Consider the following 16,308-nt stretch of genomic DNA (forward strand, 5'->3'; position numbering starts at 1 on the left):
AATCTATATTAGAATCTATTGGAGAGTTCACATGAAAACTAAATTAATGCTGCTGCTTTTGACGATTGCCGTATGCGGCATTTCGCTAATTATGCTGCGGGACTGGGCAACGCTTAGTCCATTGAAGCGTGAAGAAAGTGTTAATATGCTTTCACAGGCTGTCATTGACGAGCAGCAAGCGGTCTACTTGATCGCCGATTCCAAAAAAACGCTGCAAAAAATTGATGCAGATGGAAGGCTTGTTTATTCGGTATCCAGCAAGCTTGATTCTAGCTCCACCAACACATTTCTATTCAATGATGTAACGACAGATTCGCAAGGCAATGCGTATGTGCTCATTACTGTGCTGGATCAATACGGACTTAAAGTTTCCGGCGAGCATATTTTGAAAATTAGCCGAAATGGCAGGCAAAAAACAATGCTCTATACAGCACTTGCCTCAGAAGATGACAATCTGATGCGAGTAGGCCGTATTCAAAGCTTGCAAGTCGTTGGAACAGAGCTGCATTTTTTCAGCCGATCGAGACAATCAGCTTCACTGCAAAGCATCAGCACCAGCAATCAGCTTCAGCAATTCCCTACACACCTCGCTTCCTTCGAGCTTCCTTCCGATCGATATCTTAAAGAAGTGACGGGTATTACTCCTACAATTATGACTACGAAGCAAGGCTACCTGTATCTCGTACAGGAGGACCAGCTCCAACAGCTATTCCCGAACAACGATGAACCTACTTTACATTTTCCAATTGAAGTTGAAATTGAAATAGGCGGCAAACAGCACATTTATTATATTGACGCACATGAAGCAGCCATTAAACGCCTCATTCCACAGGACAATGGCGCCACGATAGAAAATGTCGTTACCCTTCAGCAGCTTTCACAGGCAAGAGAGGATATAGATTGGCAAAGCCTGAATCATGTTTCCCTGCAGGGCGAGCAAATTGTTGTAACTGCTTTGGGCGCAGTAGCGGTGCTGAATCCAGCAGGCGAGCTGCAAACCGTAGTAGCGGGCTACACCTACAGCATGAACCAGCTTGCCATGCGCGTGCTATTCTGGCTTATTGTAGTTGGCCTTGCTCTGCTGACGGCTTATACTGTTCGTTATATTTATGTTGTGATGCTGCAGCGAAAGCTTTATTTGCTGCTTAAGCAGCTTCTGCTCGTTATTCCATTGCTGGCTGCTTCCATGACGTGGCTTAGCTATACCGTCTATCATTCGGTTTCTGAGGAGAATAAGAAGGATACCTTTAATCAGCTCAAAATTTTGGCAGCCAACGGAAAATATTTGATTGATGGCGATATGCTGCAGCAGATCAATTCGCCGCGCGACTATCGGGGCTCGGCTTATGCCACAATCAAGGAGCAGCTGAATGAGGTGTTCCCGCGCTCGAGAAGCGATCATGACGGGCTGTACAACACCATTTACCGTTATATGAACGGACAAATTTATGTCGTGATGGATGATGACGACAGCGTAACGATGTTTCAGCCGATAGAACCGACAGAAAGCGACAAGCTCGTTATCGAAAGAGGGACGGTCGAGCTCGGCGAGCTGTCGGATGAAACGGGCAATTGGCTGTTTGCGCTTGGCCCAATCTATAACAGCAGCGGAGAATTGGTCGGCATCTATGAAACAGGCAAAGATATGGTGGCGATTACGAGCAGCAATATCGCCTTGCTGCACGATATTATTAAAATAGTGCTATGGATTAGCCTAGTGCTCGGCATCGTCATTACGATTATGACGATTTACTTCTTGTCCTCGATCCGCAAGCTGCGCCGCAGTGTTAATCAAATTGCTGGAGGCGAGTGGGATATTGAAGTCGAGATTCGTACGCGCGATGAGATCGAGGAACTTGGCGAGCGGTTTAATATGATGGCGACTGCAATCAAAAACTATGTGCTTGAAGTAACACGGTTAAGCAGCGCTTATTTCCGTTTTGTTCCACAGCAGTTTCTAAAAGTGCTCGGCAAAAGCAATATGTCGGATGTGGAGCTTGGTGAGCAGCAGACCAAGCATATGACGATTTTGGTTTGCAATATGCGCCGCTTTCATGAGCTGTCGGCAACGATGAGCACCAAGGACAATTTCGCCTTTATTAACTCGTTATTGAAGCAGCTGGGGCCGGTTATTCGCGAGCATGGCGGCTTTATTAGCCGCTACCTCGGTCCTGGAATGCTGACGATGTTTCCTAACCATACCAATTATGCGATACGTGCGGCATTTCATCTGCGCTTGTCCTTGAACAGTTATAATGCGCAGCGCGCTCAGCAAGGGCTGCCGCCAATCGAGCTTGGTATTGCGATCGATGCGGGAGATGTTATGCTAGGCATTATTGGCGAGGAGCAGCGCCTGGAGGGCAGTGTCATTTCCAACCAGGTGCAGCTGACGTTGGATTTGGAGCGTTTGAGCGAGCAGCTTGGCGTTTCTGTTCTGCTTACGGCACAGGCTAGAAATGCGCTTGAGCTGGCTCGTGCTGAGCATTGCCGCCATTTGGGCTGGATACAGCTTCCCGCAAGCAAGGAGCCTGTTCAACTGTACGATTGGTATGAAGCGGATGAGCCGCATATCCGCCAGCTAAAAATAGAGACGAAAAAAGTATTTGAAAAAGCGATTGACGACTACCGCAGCGGGCGCTTCTACGATGCTAGAGAAGGCTTTGTCTACGTCGTTAAGCGGAATCGCTATGATCTTGCGGCAAAGCTGTATTTCTTTGCAAGCGATCAATTTTATCAGGAAGGGACCCAACCAGACTGGAATACAGCGCTTCGTATCTCATAGGAAGAGAGCTTGTTTATATCTGGTTCTATGTAATCTGAAGGGAAAGGCGTATAATGGAGTAGTGCGGATTGAAAATCGAAGCAACAGAAAGGGATGAACGTTATGATTCCGATAGAGAAAAGCTTGATTCAGGAGCAGATCGACGCCTGGAAAAACACGCCTTTATATATTCATCTTGAGCTGACCATGGGCGCATATGCCGCGCACTTTGACAGCAGCAAGCATCCGGCCGCCAATTTTATTCGCAATGCGGTCATTCAGTATTCGCATGGCTCAATTGAAGGGGATGGCCCATACCGAGTAGGCTTGAAGCTGGAGCATGGCTGGGTTTACACGGAGGGCTTGACTCATGCTGTTGAAGATGAGTATGGGCGCATTGTGCTGGCAGGAATCAATTCGGAAGGCAAGCTTGTTGTTGCGCTGCAGCTGAGCACGCAGCCGTTTTAAATACTGTTAGATAATAGATTTGGAGGAATGCGAAATGTCAGAAAAAATAGTTGTCGTACTGCCTCATCCTGACGATGAAGCATTCGGAATATCGGGTACGCTAGCAAAAATGATCGCAGAGGGAGCTCATGTTACCTATGCCTGCTTGACATTAGGTGAGATGGGGCGGGGATTGGGTAAGCCTCCAATCGCTAATCGCCTGACGCTGCCACATATTCGCAAGCAGGAGCTAATTCAATCATGCCAAGCGATTGGCATTCAAGATTTGCGGATGCTTGGCTTTCTTGATAAAACGATAGAGTTTGAACCGAAAGAAATAGTAGATGCGGCCATTCGCAGCATCATTCATGAAGTTAAGCCAACGCTAGTCTTTACGTTTTTCCCTGGCTATAGCGTGCATCCTGACCATGATGCAACTGGCGCGTCCGTTATTCGCGTGCTGAGTGAGCTGCCGGAGGATCAACGTCCAGCTGCTTGGTGTGTAGGTTTTGCCCACAATATGGTGGAGGATAATGGCGAGCCTGATATCGAGATCGATATTTCGGATTTTCTCGTGCAAAAGCGCAACTCGATTGCAGCACATGCTACGCAATTTCAAGTTAGTGAAATGTTTGGCAACGAGGATATTCATTCCGACGAGGTTAAGCAGCGCTTTGGCAAAGAACGTTTCTGGAGCTATAAATTTGTATGAACAAGCCAGTTACCATACAAGCGTACAAATTCGGAGGGCGGTTGCATTACGAATGGCAGGCTGAAATCGTTCAGCAAACAGAGCAATACGTGATGGTGCTTTGCCAGGCAAACCGTACTTTTATTCATCACACGAAAGGAACGACCTTCACGATTCCTTACCCTTCACTTGAAGTGTTTTATTTTGACCAATGGTACACGGCTGCTATTTCATTTCAAGCTGAGGAACGTCTGATGTATTATTGCAATATTGCGATGCCAGTCAAGCTGCAAAACGATGTGCTGAGCTTTGTCGATCTGGATCTTGATTATTTAAAGGAGCCGGATGAAGACTGGAAGGTAGTTGATCGTGAGGAGTTTGAAAGGCATCAGCAGCAGTATAGTTATCCGGCAGAGCTGGTGGAGCAAGCGGAGCAAGGCCTGCAGACGCTGCAGCAGGTCGTTGCAAGCGGGCAATTTCCGTTTGACGGAAGCATCAACTACGCTTTGCTTAAGCAAAGCTTGCAAGGCACAGCTATTGCAGATTTTAAATGAAGATAAAAAACGAGCCATATGACGGCAGCTATGTCATATGGCTCGTTTTTATTTAAGCTCGGAAATCAGCTTTTGGATTTTAGTCACTATATCAATATCTGTTGCCTTATATATTTCTGTGCCATTGTGCAAGTAGCCAGGGCTAGTGTACCTCAGATTTTGCTGCAATTGTATTGTAAAGGACTGACCTACACTATCCGGCTTATTTACACGTTTATACTGGTTGCTTTTTATCAATTCAATAAGATTTTCTCTTGTAGCTAAATCTTCAATCACTTTTGTATGACCGTTGCCGTATGTTAATTCAAGCTTGTCTGAGAAGCCATTCAATTCATTGCTCGAGATAGTGTTCTGCGGTCCTGTTTCACAACTTGAAAGCAAAAATATCAAAGATATGAAGCATATAATGGTTACTATTCTCATATCATGCCCCCTATTCTTTAGATAAAGAATTGACGCGCTTTAGATGGTGAAGGTTGCATAATCATATAATTATTAATTAGTTCAGTGAAAACGAGCCATATGACGGCAGCTATGTCATATGGCTCGTTTTATCCAGGTATTATGTCTTTGTAAATTACATGCGCTGCATCAGCTTTCTGCTTCTACAGGACGCACCTTTTCATCATCGACTTCCTTTTGATTTTTTTGCAGCTCCTGCAAATCATCCTGTACGCTGATTGGTGCTAGCGGAGATCCGTAGCGGTGGGCCGAACGGATGATAAGATGGCCCGCAACAGGTGCAGTAAGAAAAACAAACACAATCCCGAGCAGCAGACGAATACTGGATACGCCATGGGAAAAGAAAAAGTAAATAAAGGCGCCTAAAAGAATCGCTAATATTCCCAAGGTTGCAGCCTTTGTCGTAGCATGCGCACGATTGTATACATCTGGCAGGCGCAGCAGTCCAAAGGAGCTTAACAAGCTCATCGCAGTGCCAAACAGTACGAGTATAGCGACTATCCACTCAATCACTACGTTTCCGTCCAATGACGACACCCCTTTCCATGTAACGGCTCAAAGCAATTGTGCTTAAAAACGCCAGTATGCCGATTAACAATATCGTCTCCAAATAAGCATGAGAATCAAGATGGATGGAAAGGACGGCAACAATCCCGATCACAATATAGCCTACAGAATCAAGTGCCAATATGCGATCATGCACTGTTGGGCCTTTAATTATCCGATAAAGCGTGAGGAGCAGTGAAAGAGACAGCAAAAACATCGCGATTAGCATTATAGTATCCAGCATTATCTCATCACCTCAATAATCGCATTTTCAAATCTACGCTTCGTTTTGCGAATGTTGTTATGAAAATCATCCGCGTCCATAGCGTGTATAAACATGACTTTGGCCTTCGGATCAATCTCCATCACGACCGAACCAGGCGTTAATGTTAATAATGTAACAAGCAAAGATATTTCAAAATCCGTTTCCAAAATTGTCTCAGAGCGATAGATGCCTGGTTTAATTTGCAGCTTTGGTCGCATAATTTCCTTCAAGACAATAATGCTTGACTTGAATAACTCAATAACAAAAAGCAGGAACAGCTTTATAATGGCAATCGTTTTACGACCGTAAAACGGAACAGGGAAAAAGCGTCTCATCGAGAAAATAATGAGATAGCCGATAAAATACCCTACTGCAAAGCTTACGATATCCCAACTTTCATTTAGCAGCATCCATGTTATCGCAATTAACAGGTTAATTAAAATCTGTCCGGTCATTGATTTACACTTCCCTTGTAATTAGGTTGAATCAAGGACTAATTTGCTTAAGAACAGCCTCGATATACAGGTTAGGATTAACCATAACCTCGGTAGCTTGAGCAATGTAAGTATTAACCCACTCAGCGCCAATACCCATGGCAAAGATGCAGACTACAAGAATCGTGCCTGGAAGCAGGGCGTGCTTGCCTGTAGAATACTCTTGACCTTCACTCATTAATGTTTCTCCCCAGAAGCTATGAATAAAGATTTTTAACACAGAATACAGCACCATCAAGCTCGTAATCAGACCGATAATCGATACGGCAAGCTCACCGGCAGATAACGCACCTTGCAAAATGGCCACTTTGCCGACAAAGCCGCTTAATGGCGGAACACCGGCCAAAGCCAGTACACCGATAAAGAACAGCCAGCCCAGCAGAGGTCTGAACAGAATAAGACCGCTAAATTCCTTCAGCTTATCTGTGCCAAATATATTGATGATTGCTCCGCCTGTAATAAAAATGAGAGCTTTGGAAAGCATATCATGAATCAAGTAAAAGAAAGAACCATTCAGCGATTGCTCGGTTCCTACCGCTACCCCGAATAGTATAAAGCCGACCGAGATAATGACATTATAGGCAAGAATCTTTTTAATTTCCCAATGCGATACTGCACCTAATGCTCCTAAAATCATCGTAAGAGCGGCCATCCAGAGCATTACGGTATGGGTAATCTCCGGTTTATGATAGAACAGTAATGTAAAGGTGCGAATAACCGTATAAACGCCGACCTTTGTCAATAATGCGGCAAAGAGCGCAGCGATCGGCGGCGGCGGCGCACTGTATGAGCCAGGCAGCCAGAAAAACAGCAGCAAGCCTGATTTCAAGCCGAACACAATTAAGTACAGGAAGCTGATTGATGTAAGCAGGCCTTCTTGTCCAGCTAATGCAATTCGCTCGGATAGATGAGCCATATTCAAGGTTCCTGTAGCAGCGTACAAGTAAGCTGTAGCGATGACAAACAGCGTAGAGGAAATAACATTAATAAGGACATACTTGATCGATTCGCGCAGCTGAATTTTTTTGCCGCCAAGCGCAATCAATACGTAGGAGGCAATCAGCATAACCTCGAAAAAGACAAATAGATTGAATATATCGCCAGTTAAAAAGCTGCCGTTGACCCCTGTAACTAGAATAAGAATCATCGGATAGACAAAATGCTTTTTATGGCCTAGTTCGATAGATTGAAAGCCGTAGAGAAGACACATCAGGCTGACAAAGCTGGCGACTGCAACAAGGATTACTGCCAGCATATCGCCGACCAGTACAATACCGTAGGGAGCTGACCAGCCGCCCAGCTCAAGCACAACAATTTGCTCGGTCGATACATAATAGATCGTATAAAGCGATATCGCGATCGTTGCGAGAAGGCTCAGCACGGTAAGCCATTGCTGCAGCTTGATGCGATCGCGTATAAACACAAGCACCATCGCAGTCAACAATGGAATAATAATCGGATATATTAGAATATTACTCATGCGATTCTCCTCTCAGTTTTTTCATGTTGTCTGTGCCCAGCTCGATGTACGTACGGTATCCAAGTACAAGCAGCAGTGCAGTTAGTGCGAAGCTAATAACGATTGAGGTCAGGATGAGTGCCTGAGGAATCGGATCCGTATAGCTTTCAGCATGCTCTCCCAAAAGCGGTGCGGAGCCTCGCTTCAGTCCATTAATCGAAATCAGCATGATATGTGTCGCATGGCTAAACAGCGTCAAGCCTAACACAATTCGCAAAAAGTTTTTATTCAAAATGAGGTACGTAGCGATAGTGAACAAAATGCCTGAAATAATAATCATAAATGTTTCCATCAGATGTCGTCCTCACTTATGCTCGTAATAATCGTTAGCGTTGTGCCAACTACACACATATATACGCCTAAATCAAAAATTAAAGCGGTAGCCAGCTCCGTCTTTCCAAGAAACGGAAGATCGAAGTAGCGGAAGGTTTGCGACAGAAAAGGCACGCCTAGAACGAGCGAGCCGACGCCTGTCAACACAGAGATCAGCACGCCAGCAGCAGCCAGCTTCTTGAAGTCAACCGGTATGACCTCACGCACTGTTTGCAGGTCAAATGCAACATACAACAGCACAAGCGCAGATGCGGTAATAAGTCCGCCAATAAAGCCGCCGCCTGGATTATGATGGCCTGCAAACAATACATAAATAGAAAACGTCATAATAAGGAAAACTAAAATTTTCGTTGCAGTTTGTAAATAGACATCGGTAAATTTCATATGTTATTCATTCCTCCCTGCATAACGAAGCTTAATAAAGGTATAAATGCCGATACCCGCAGAGAACAATACGACAATTTCCAGCATCGTATCAAAGGCGCGGAAGTCAACAAGGAGAGAGTTGACGATATTTTTTGCCCCTGCCAGCTCATACGAATTTGTGAAATATTCAGCAATTGGCTCGAATAAACGGTAACCGTAAGCAGACAAGCCCATCAGCGTTAAGGTCAAGCCAACACCAATTGCAATAATCGCATTGCTAAGCTTGAATCGAATGGACTCCACATTTGCCTTCATTTTAGGCAGGAAGTAGAAGCATAGCAGGAATAGCGTTGTAGAGATCGTTTCGACAACGAGCTGTGTCAGCGCAAGATCCGGCGCGCGGAAAATAACAAAGTACAGTGATACCGTAAAGCCAACGACTCCAACGCCCATAATGGACATTAAGCGCGACGTGGAGAACAGAATGAATACTGCTGCAATAACAGTAGCAATTCCGATCATCAGCTCATACCACTCAATCGGCGAGTCCTGCGAGGTATCCAGCCTGAATGCACCTGTACCGAACAGTGTTGCAAGCACGATTACGATTAAAAAGCCGAAAATATAGCTTAAATAATGGGTAGTTGAGCCTGTCATATAGGATTTCGTAATCGAGGTTGCGGTTTTCTCCATCGTAATAAGCGATTTATCGTATAGCGTGAACAAATTAAGACGCTTAGGCAGCAGCTCGAACACAGGGCCCTTCCATTTTTCGATTCTGCGATATAGGAAGGTTCCGATAATGACAATTGCGATTGTCATGACTAGCTCCAAGCTAAAGCCATGCCAAGCGGTAACATGCGTATGCCAGTCGGGATGAACGGCAAATACTTGCGGCGCCATGCCTTTAACAGTCGGCTCCAGTATGGATGTTACGACCAGGCCAGGGAAAAAGAACAAGGCGATTGCCAGCAGTGACAAGATTGCCGGCGATGCGAGCATGCCGAACGGCGCTTCATGCGGCTTGCGCTCCAGACGATCTGCATGATAGGTTCCTGTGAACGATTTGAAAATAATAATCATACAATAAATAAAAGTAAAGATGCTGGCGATCCAGGCGATTACCGGGATGATAGCAGCCCAAGAGCTGGTGTTTTCTGTTAGCTCAATCAAGCTGATAAAGAACATCTCTTTACTGATAAACCCGCTGAATGGCGGCAAACCGGCCATTGAGAAAGCGCCAATCATCGTTAGCGTGAACGAAATCGGCATCAAATGAATAATGCCTCCAAGCTTGCGGATATCGCGCGTACCTGTTTCATGGTCAAGAATACCGACCATCATGAACAAGCTTCCTTTAAATACAGAGTGGTTAATCAGATGGAATATACCTGCAACCAGCGCGCCGACAAAGACAAGACTGTGCTCTGCGTAGCCCTTGTTAAGCGCGAGCGAGCCAACACCGAGTAAGCTCATAATTAGGCCAAGCTGACTGATGGTGGAAAATGCGAGCAATGCCTTCAAATCATACTGCTTTAAGGCATTGAAGGACCCCATCGTTAGCGTAATAATACCGACAATAATGATCGTCCATGACCATTCCAGCTGTGCGCCGAAGATCGGCGTAAGTCTTGCAACGAGATAAACGCCTGCTTTAACCATGGTAGCGGAATGCAAGTATGCGCTAATTGGCGTTGGAGCTTCCATCGCATCAGGCAGCCAAATATGAAACGGAAACTGTGCTGATTTCGTAAATGCTCCTAACAGGATAAAAAACATAGCAGGGATAAACAGCGAATGCGAGGTTAAACTGTCTCCTGCCGCAATAATTTCGCGAATGCTGAATGTGCCAGAAATCACATACAAGATGATGAAGCCGAGCAGCATGGAGAATCCGCCCATCATTGTAATGTACATCGCCTTTTGCGCGCCATAGCGTGATCTTTTGCGCTGGTACCAGTATGCGATCAATAAGAAAGAAGAAACACTTGTTAGCTCCCAGAAGCTGTATAGCACCATTAAGTTGTCGGATAGCACCGAGCCGAGCATTGCCCCCATAAACAGCATTAGGTAGGCGTAGAAAAAGTTTAACCGCTCGCGATCCTTTGACAAGTAAAAAATGGAATAGAGTACAACGAGTGAGCCGATGCCTGTAATGAGCAAGGCAAACAGCAAAGACAAACTGTCCAAATAAAGTGAAAAATGAATACCGATAGAAGGAATCCACGGAAAGGAGACGGTAATTGGCTCGACTGCCTCATGAATGGAGAAATACTGAATGAAATAGACGAAAAGAGCAACTGGCACTGATAACGCTATCCATCCCGTATGTATAGCTCGTGTGTACTTGTATAATAATGGGATTATTACGACAAATACAAAGGGCAGTAAAATCGCTAGATGTAAACTCGACAAATCGTTTCCTCCTTGCATTAATTTATATTAATTATACTATAACTTCATTGACAAGAGCACCCCGGTTATGTAGGCTTAAGCTATTATTAGGATGAGGTGAATTAAAAATCATGAAGACTACAGGTGTGAATGAATGCATTCTGGTCTGTGTTTATTATGGACCAAACGGCGAGCGACTTATTCGACGAGGCGGTAAGCTTGCTGCAATGCTGGAATGTCCGCTTTACGTGTTAACCGTTGATTCTCAACCTGAGGATGAGTGGGATATCGAGAAAATTCATTACATCGCTGCTTGGAAAAACCTTGCTCGCGAGCATGGCGCAGAGTTTATCATTAAATACAACGAGAAAAGACCTGTTGCAAAAGTAATCGGAGAAGTAGCTGTATCGAAAAAGATTACCCAAGTCGTGCTTGGTCAAACTGCTCAAAACCGTTGGGAAGAGATTACTAAAGGGTCTTTTATTAACGTGTTGCTTAATGAGATTCCGTTCGTGGATTTGCATATCATTTCTGTTTCTCGTGATATTAAAAATGTAGATGAATTTTATGAAAAGGGCATTCGCGCCTACTTATTGCATACAGATGAAGGCTATAAATTATGCTTCAATCATACTCAGCATGCCATTTACGAAGGCATATTTTATAAAGAGGTTGGTACGGATTTTAACAACGGCTTATTCAAATTCCTCAAGGATGAAGAAATGATTGAAGTCAGGGTAAAAGACGATTACGTCAAAGATATAAATGAAGGGATTAACGTATAGCCAGCCTTCCAAAAAGTCGCATCGTATCTATATACGAATGCGGCTTTTTTTCGTTTCATTTTTTTGCATAGAAAGGGAAAATCGCGGGTACTCTACCAAGACAAAAGTCCATACTGGCACTGGAATTTCCATATTCATCCTAATAATTTCATAAAAAAGTAATTGCCAACTACTAAAAGCTATGTTACTATGAATCTCGAAAACGTTTTCGGTAACGTTACCGAAAAGCTTTTCAGACAACGCTTTCATCATGTTGATGTCCATCTATCTTGCCATTTACTTCAATTACTTAGGGGGATTTGAAATGAAAATGCGAAACAAAATGTTAAGCCTGCTGCTTATTGCAGCTCTAGTTTTTGTTGCAGCTTGCTCCAACAATGGAGGCACTAAAGGAGGCAGCACTTCAGGTGGAGCAGAATCGATTTACTTTTTAAACTTTAAGCCTGAAATTGCTGAGGTCTATGAGCAAATTGCCAAGGATTATGAAGCTGAAACTGGCGTCAAGGTTAAAGTCGTAACGGCTGCTGCCGGCACTTATGAAACAAGATTGAAATCCGAAATTGCAAAATCAGAGCCGCCAACGATTTTCCAAATCAACGGCCCAATTGGCTATAATGCCTGGAAGGATTATACGCTTGATTTGAAGGATACGAAGCTGTACAGCTACTTGTCAGACAAAAGCTTGGCCGTAACAGAGGGTGATGGCGTGTACGGCATCCCGTATGTTGTGGAAGGCTACGGCATCATTTACAACAATGCGATTATGGAAAAGTATTTTGCGCTGCCTAATAAGGCGACAAATGTTAGCTCTATGGAAGAAGTGAATAATTTCGATACCTTAAAAGCGGTAGTTGAAGATATGCAGGCCAATGCCGAAACACTTGGCATTAAAGGAGTATTTGCCTCTACCTCGCTTAGCGCAGGCGAGCAGTGGAGATGGCAAACGCATTTGGCCAATTTGCCGTTATTCTATGAGTTCAATGATGCTGAAGGGTATGAAAGCACGGTGCTTGCCGGTCTAGACGCCAATGAAATTCAATTTACGTACGGCAACAACTTTAAAAACATTTTTGACCTCTACATCAACAATTCAACTGTTAAACCGACGCTGCTCGGCTCCAAATCAGTGGCAGACTCGATGGCTGAGTTCGCGCTAGGTCAAGCGGCAATGGTGCAAAACGGCAACTGGGCCTGGAATGAGATTGCAAATGTAGGTGGCAACGTCGTTAATCAAGAGGATATTAAATTTCTTCCAATTTACACGGGTGTAGCTGGAGAAGAAAAGCAAGGCCTTGCAATCGGAACGGAGAACTACTTAGCGATTAATAACAAAGTATCAGAAGCCAAACAACAAGCATCGATTGCATTCCTTGAGTGGCTGTTCAGCAGTGACAAAGGGAAAGCGTATGTAACGAATGATTTGGGCTTCATTGCACCGTTCAACACCTTTACCGAAGATGAAAAGCCAGCTGATCCGCTTGCAGCTGAAGTGCTGAACTGGATGAACAAAGACACGATTGCAATCGCGTGGACATTTGCAGCCTTCCCGAGTGAAGATTTTAAAAATGATTTCGGCGACGCGTTGCTTGAATATGCCCAAGGCACGAAAACCTGGGATGAGGTTAAAACAATCGTAGTCGAGTCTTGGAAAAAGGAAAAAGCGAAGTAATTATAAGGTGTTTGTGCATATGTCGCTATACATGCTGTATAGCGGCATATGCTATTGCACTTAAAAGCAGGACAGGAGACAAAGCTATGCAGAAAATGATAAAAAAATATTTTGCCCTCTTTGCATTGCCGACATTACTTGCATTTATAGTAGCTTTCGTCGTGCCATTTGTTCTCGGTATTTATTTATCATTTACCGAATTTACAACTGTAACAGATGCGAAATGGATAGGCTTGAGCAATTATGTCAAAGCATTTCAGGATCAGGATTTTGTAAATGCTCTATGGTTTACAGCTAAATTTACGATTGTATCGGTTATTTCCATCAATGTGCTAGCTTTTTTGCTGGCCTTGCTGCTCACGCAAAAGGTTTTGGGCAGAAACGTATTTCGTACAGTGTTTTTTATGCCCAATCTAATTGGCGGTATCGTACTCGGTTATATTTGGCAGCTAATGATTAATGGGGTGCTTTATCAATTCGAAGTTACGCTCACCTCAAGCGCCAAGTACGGATTTTGGGGATTGGTCATTCTTATGAACTGGCAGCTGATCGGATATATGATGGTTATTTATATTGCTGGAATTCAGAACGTTCCGAAGGAGCAGCTGGAAGCAGCTAAAATTGATGGCGCTTCAAATGGAATCATTTTGCGCAAAATTATACTGCCGCTTGTGATGCCTTCGATCACGATATGCTTGTTTTTAACGATTTCAAACTCCTTTAAGCTGTTTGATCAAAACCTGGCGCTTACAGCAGGAGCGCCCTCCAAGCAAACGGCGATGCTGGCGCTCGATATTTTCAATACGTTCTATAGCAAGGCTGGGTTTGAAGGGGGAGGTCAAGCGAAAGCGGTAATGTTCTTTGTGATGGTAGCGTTAATTGTCGTAGTGCAGCTTGGCATTACTCGAAGAAGGGAGATTGAAAGCTAATGCTCGGAGATTCTCAAAAAAGCAGACCGCTGCTGTTCCTCCTGCTTCTTGTGCTGGCGATCGCCTTTCTGCTGCCGATTTTTATTGTGTTCATGAATTCATTTAAAGGGAAATTTTTTATTAGTGACGAGCCGTTTGTTTTTCCTGGCGGCGATACATTTGTCGGCTTGGAAAATTACACGAGCGGCATTCAGAAAATCGGCTTTTTCTCTGCCTTTGGCATGTCCTTATTCATTACCGTGTTCTCGGTTGCAGCTATCGTCTTTTTTACGTCAATGACAGGCTGGTACTTGACGCGTGTGAAAACGAAATGGTCGAGCGCCTTGTTCTTTATGTTTGTATTTTCGATGGTCGTGCCGTTTCAAATGGTAATGTTTACAATGACGCAAACAGCGAACGTGGTCGGGCTCGACAATCCGGTTGGACTATTAGTGATATATTTGGGCTTTGGCTCAGGCTTGTCGGTCTTTTTGTTCAGCGGCTTTGTCAAATCCGTTCCGCTTGAAATTGAAGAAGCGGTTATGATTGATGGCGGCAGTCCGATCGATATGTTCTTTAAGGTCATTCTGCCAATTTTGAAGCCAATCGCAATTACGGTTGCGATCTTGAATGTAATGTGGGTTTGGAATGATTATTTGCTGCCATATCTCGTAATCGGTACAGAATACCAGACAATTCCGATTGCCGTGCAGTATTTAAAAGGCGGCTACGGCTCGATTGATATGGGAGCAATGATGGCAATGCTTGTACTCGCAATTATACCGATTGTCCTGTTCTATCTGTTCTGTCAAAAATATATTATTGAAGGCGTTGTTGCAGGAGCGGTAAAAGGATAATGCACAGAAGTTGGCGAATAAAGTAGGTAAGTCGTTTAAAAACGCTGTCATCATTACATTAAATGTAAAAAGGAAGAGTGCGTATGGCTTCACTTACTATTATCGACATAGCCAAAATTTGTGGCGTAGGTGTAACTACGGTATCACGTGCCATTAACAATCATCCTGATATTAGTGAAGAAACAAAGCAGATGATTATGAAGGTTGTCAGAGAAAATAACTATGTGCCGAACAACAATGCACGCAATCTTAAGCGGACTGCCTCCAAAACAATCGCAGTCTTGATTAAAGGCTTAAATAACCCCTTTTTTATTCGTATGATTGATCTGTTTGAGAAAGGGATTAAGGATAAAAAGTATTCTTTTATTTTGCATCAGGTTTATGAGGATCAGGATGAGATTGAAGTTGCGAATGAATTGATTAAAGAGAAGAAGCTGAAAGGAATTATTTTTCTCGGAGGCTATCTTTCGCATTCCAAGGAAAAGCTGGATCAGCTAACTGTCCCCTATGTGCTATGTACAGTCGGGCTTTCCTCCGATTTTGATCATTACAACTACTCGTATGTGTCGATTGACGATTATGCTGAAAGCTATAAGATGGTTGATTATTTATGCAAGCTGGGACATACAAAAATTGCGCTAATCTCTGCTAAAATGCGTGATCGAAGCATTGGCCAGCTGCGTTATCTGGGCTACAAGCAGGCATTGGAGGATAACGGCATTGCACTGGACGAACAATTGGTTCGGCCGATGAAGGCTCATCTCGAAAGCTACTCGATGGAAAATGGTTATGCGGTTACGAAGGAAATGCTGGAGCAGGGCATTGATTTTACAGCGCTGTTTGCCATTTCCGATTCGATGGCGATCGGAGCCAGCAAGGCTCTATTGGAATCGGGGCGCTCTATCCCTGAAGATTGCTCCGTAGCGGGCTTTGACGGGCTTGATATGGCGTATTATTACCATCCTTCAATTACGACGATCCAGCAGCCAGCTGCCGAGATGGCGGAGGAAGCGATTAAAATACTGTTTGATCTAATTCATAAAAAGGTTACCCATGTACAAAAGAAATTTTCAGCAACATTAATAGAACGCCCTTCAACAGGAAAAGCAAGCAGATAGCATGAAAAGGGAGTGCCAGGAAGGTCAGTTTGAATCGACCTTCCTGGCACTCCCTTTATTTTAATTCTAAACAATTTCTAACAAATACGAAACATTATGTCGATATAATCTAAGACATTGCTTTATAACACAGAAAAGG

The 16,308-nt window shown here is 44.0% G+C and carries 17 protein-coding genes; 9 read left to right on the forward strand and 8 right to left on the reverse strand.

Translation table 11 applies throughout. The features are described 5' to 3' along the window. Positions 1-31 precede the first annotated feature (31 nt). The 4 genes from KJS52_RS09445 (at position 32) to KJS52_RS09460 (ending at position 4,453) form a co-directional block, all read left to right on the forward strand. Positions 32-2,782 (forward strand): adenylate/guanylate cyclase domain-containing protein, encoded by a 2,751-nt coding sequence (locus KJS52_RS09445; protein WP_213514526.1) that lies wholly within the window; start codon positions 32-34, stop codon positions 2,780-2,782. A 102-nt stretch (positions 2,783-2,884) separates the two neighbouring features. Continuing rightward, positions 2,885-3,229 (forward strand): YojF family protein, encoded by a 345-nt coding sequence (locus KJS52_RS09450; RefSeq protein WP_213515123.1) that lies wholly within the window; start codon positions 2,885-2,887, stop codon positions 3,227-3,229. A 34-nt stretch (positions 3,230-3,263) separates the two neighbouring features. Next, complete coding sequence (bshB2, locus tag KJS52_RS09455; RefSeq protein WP_213514527.1) at positions 3,264-3,920, forward strand: bacillithiol biosynthesis deacetylase BshB2; 657 nt, start codon at positions 3,264-3,266, stop codon at positions 3,918-3,920. Further along, positions 3,917-4,453, forward strand: coding sequence for a DUF402 domain-containing protein (locus tag KJS52_RS09460; protein ID WP_213514528.1), 537 nt, complete (start codon positions 3,917-3,919; stop codon positions 4,451-4,453). The genes bshB2 and KJS52_RS09460 overlap by 4 nt, the downstream gene beginning before the upstream one ends. A 48-nt stretch (positions 4,454-4,501) precedes the next feature. On the opposite strand, the gene KJS52_RS09465 is transcribed toward KJS52_RS09460, so the two are convergent. The 8 genes from KJS52_RS09465 to KJS52_RS09500 form a co-directional block, all read right to left on the reverse strand. Continuing rightward, positions 4,502-4,876 carry a hypothetical protein gene (locus KJS52_RS09465; protein ID WP_213514529.1) on the reverse strand — a complete coding sequence of 125 codons (375 nt, stop codon included), beginning with the start codon at positions 4,874-4,876 and terminating at the stop codon, positions 4,502-4,504. A 168-nt stretch (positions 4,877-5,044) separates the two neighbouring features. Then, on the reverse strand, positions 5,045-5,443 hold the full coding sequence (gene mnhG / locus KJS52_RS09470) for a monovalent cation/H(+) antiporter subunit G (protein WP_213514530.1): 399 nt from the start codon (positions 5,441-5,443) through the stop codon (positions 5,045-5,047). Next, positions 5,421-5,705: a Na(+)/H(+) antiporter subunit F1 gene (locus KJS52_RS09475; protein WP_213514531.1), complete on the reverse strand. Its 285-nt coding sequence runs from the start codon at positions 5,703-5,705 to the stop codon at positions 5,421-5,423. The genes mnhG and KJS52_RS09475 overlap by 23 nt, the downstream gene beginning before the upstream one ends. Next, positions 5,705-6,181 carry a Na+/H+ antiporter subunit E gene (locus tag KJS52_RS09480; RefSeq protein ID WP_213514532.1) on the reverse strand — a complete coding sequence of 159 codons (477 nt, stop codon included), beginning with the start codon at positions 6,179-6,181 and terminating at the stop codon, positions 5,705-5,707. The genes KJS52_RS09475 and KJS52_RS09480 overlap by 1 nt, the downstream gene beginning before the upstream one ends. A gap of 31 nt (positions 6,182-6,212) precedes the next feature. Then, on the reverse strand, positions 6,213-7,700 hold the full coding sequence (locus KJS52_RS09485; RefSeq protein WP_213514533.1) for a Na+/H+ antiporter subunit D: 1,488 nt from the start codon (positions 7,698-7,700) through the stop codon (positions 6,213-6,215). Then, positions 7,693-8,031, reverse strand: a complete 339-nt coding sequence (locus KJS52_RS09490; RefSeq protein WP_213514534.1) for a Na(+)/H(+) antiporter subunit C — start codon at positions 8,029-8,031, stop codon at positions 7,693-7,695. The genes KJS52_RS09485 and KJS52_RS09490 overlap by 8 nt, the downstream gene beginning before the upstream one ends. After that, a complete protein-coding gene (locus tag KJS52_RS09495; protein ID WP_213514535.1) occupies positions 8,031-8,456 on the reverse strand; it encodes a Na(+)/H(+) antiporter subunit B in 426 nt (141 codons plus the stop codon). The genes KJS52_RS09490 and KJS52_RS09495 overlap by 1 nt, the downstream gene beginning before the upstream one ends. Positions 8,457-8,459: 3 nt before the next feature. Further along, positions 8,460-10,853, reverse strand: a complete 2,394-nt coding sequence (locus KJS52_RS09500) for a Na+/H+ antiporter subunit A (protein ID WP_213514536.1) — start codon at positions 10,851-10,853, stop codon at positions 8,460-8,462. A gap of 110 nt (positions 10,854-10,963) precedes the next feature. Between KJS52_RS09500 and KJS52_RS09505 the strand changes: the two genes are divergently transcribed. From KJS52_RS09505 to KJS52_RS09525, 5 genes are all read left to right on the forward strand, one after another. Beyond that, positions 10,964-11,617, forward strand: a complete 654-nt coding sequence (locus tag KJS52_RS09505) for an adenine nucleotide alpha hydrolase family protein (RefSeq protein ID WP_213514537.1) — start codon at positions 10,964-10,966, stop codon at positions 11,615-11,617. Positions 11,618-11,921: 304 nt separating this feature from the next. Further along, positions 11,922-13,286, forward strand: a complete 1,365-nt coding sequence (locus tag KJS52_RS09510) for an ABC transporter substrate-binding protein (protein ID WP_213514538.1) — start codon at positions 11,922-11,924, stop codon at positions 13,284-13,286. An 86-nt stretch (positions 13,287-13,372) separates the two neighbouring features. Then, complete coding sequence (locus KJS52_RS09515) at positions 13,373-14,215, forward strand: carbohydrate ABC transporter permease (RefSeq protein WP_213514539.1); 843 nt, start codon at positions 13,373-13,375, stop codon at positions 14,213-14,215. Next, positions 14,215-15,051, forward strand: a complete 837-nt coding sequence (locus KJS52_RS09520; protein ID WP_213514540.1) for a carbohydrate ABC transporter permease — start codon at positions 14,215-14,217, stop codon at positions 15,049-15,051. The genes KJS52_RS09515 and KJS52_RS09520 overlap by 1 nt, the downstream gene beginning before the upstream one ends. 83 nt (positions 15,052-15,134) lie before the next feature. Beyond that, entirely contained in the window at positions 15,135-16,169 is a 1,035-nt protein-coding gene (locus KJS52_RS09525; protein WP_213514541.1) for a LacI family DNA-binding transcriptional regulator, read from the forward strand. Positions 16,170-16,308 lie beyond the last annotated feature (139 nt).

The organism is Paenibacillus montaniterrae, assembly GCF_018403185.1.
In the GTDB taxonomy this organism is placed as follows: domain Bacteria; phylum Bacillota; class Bacilli; order Paenibacillales; family Paenibacillaceae; genus Pristimantibacillus; species Pristimantibacillus montaniterrae.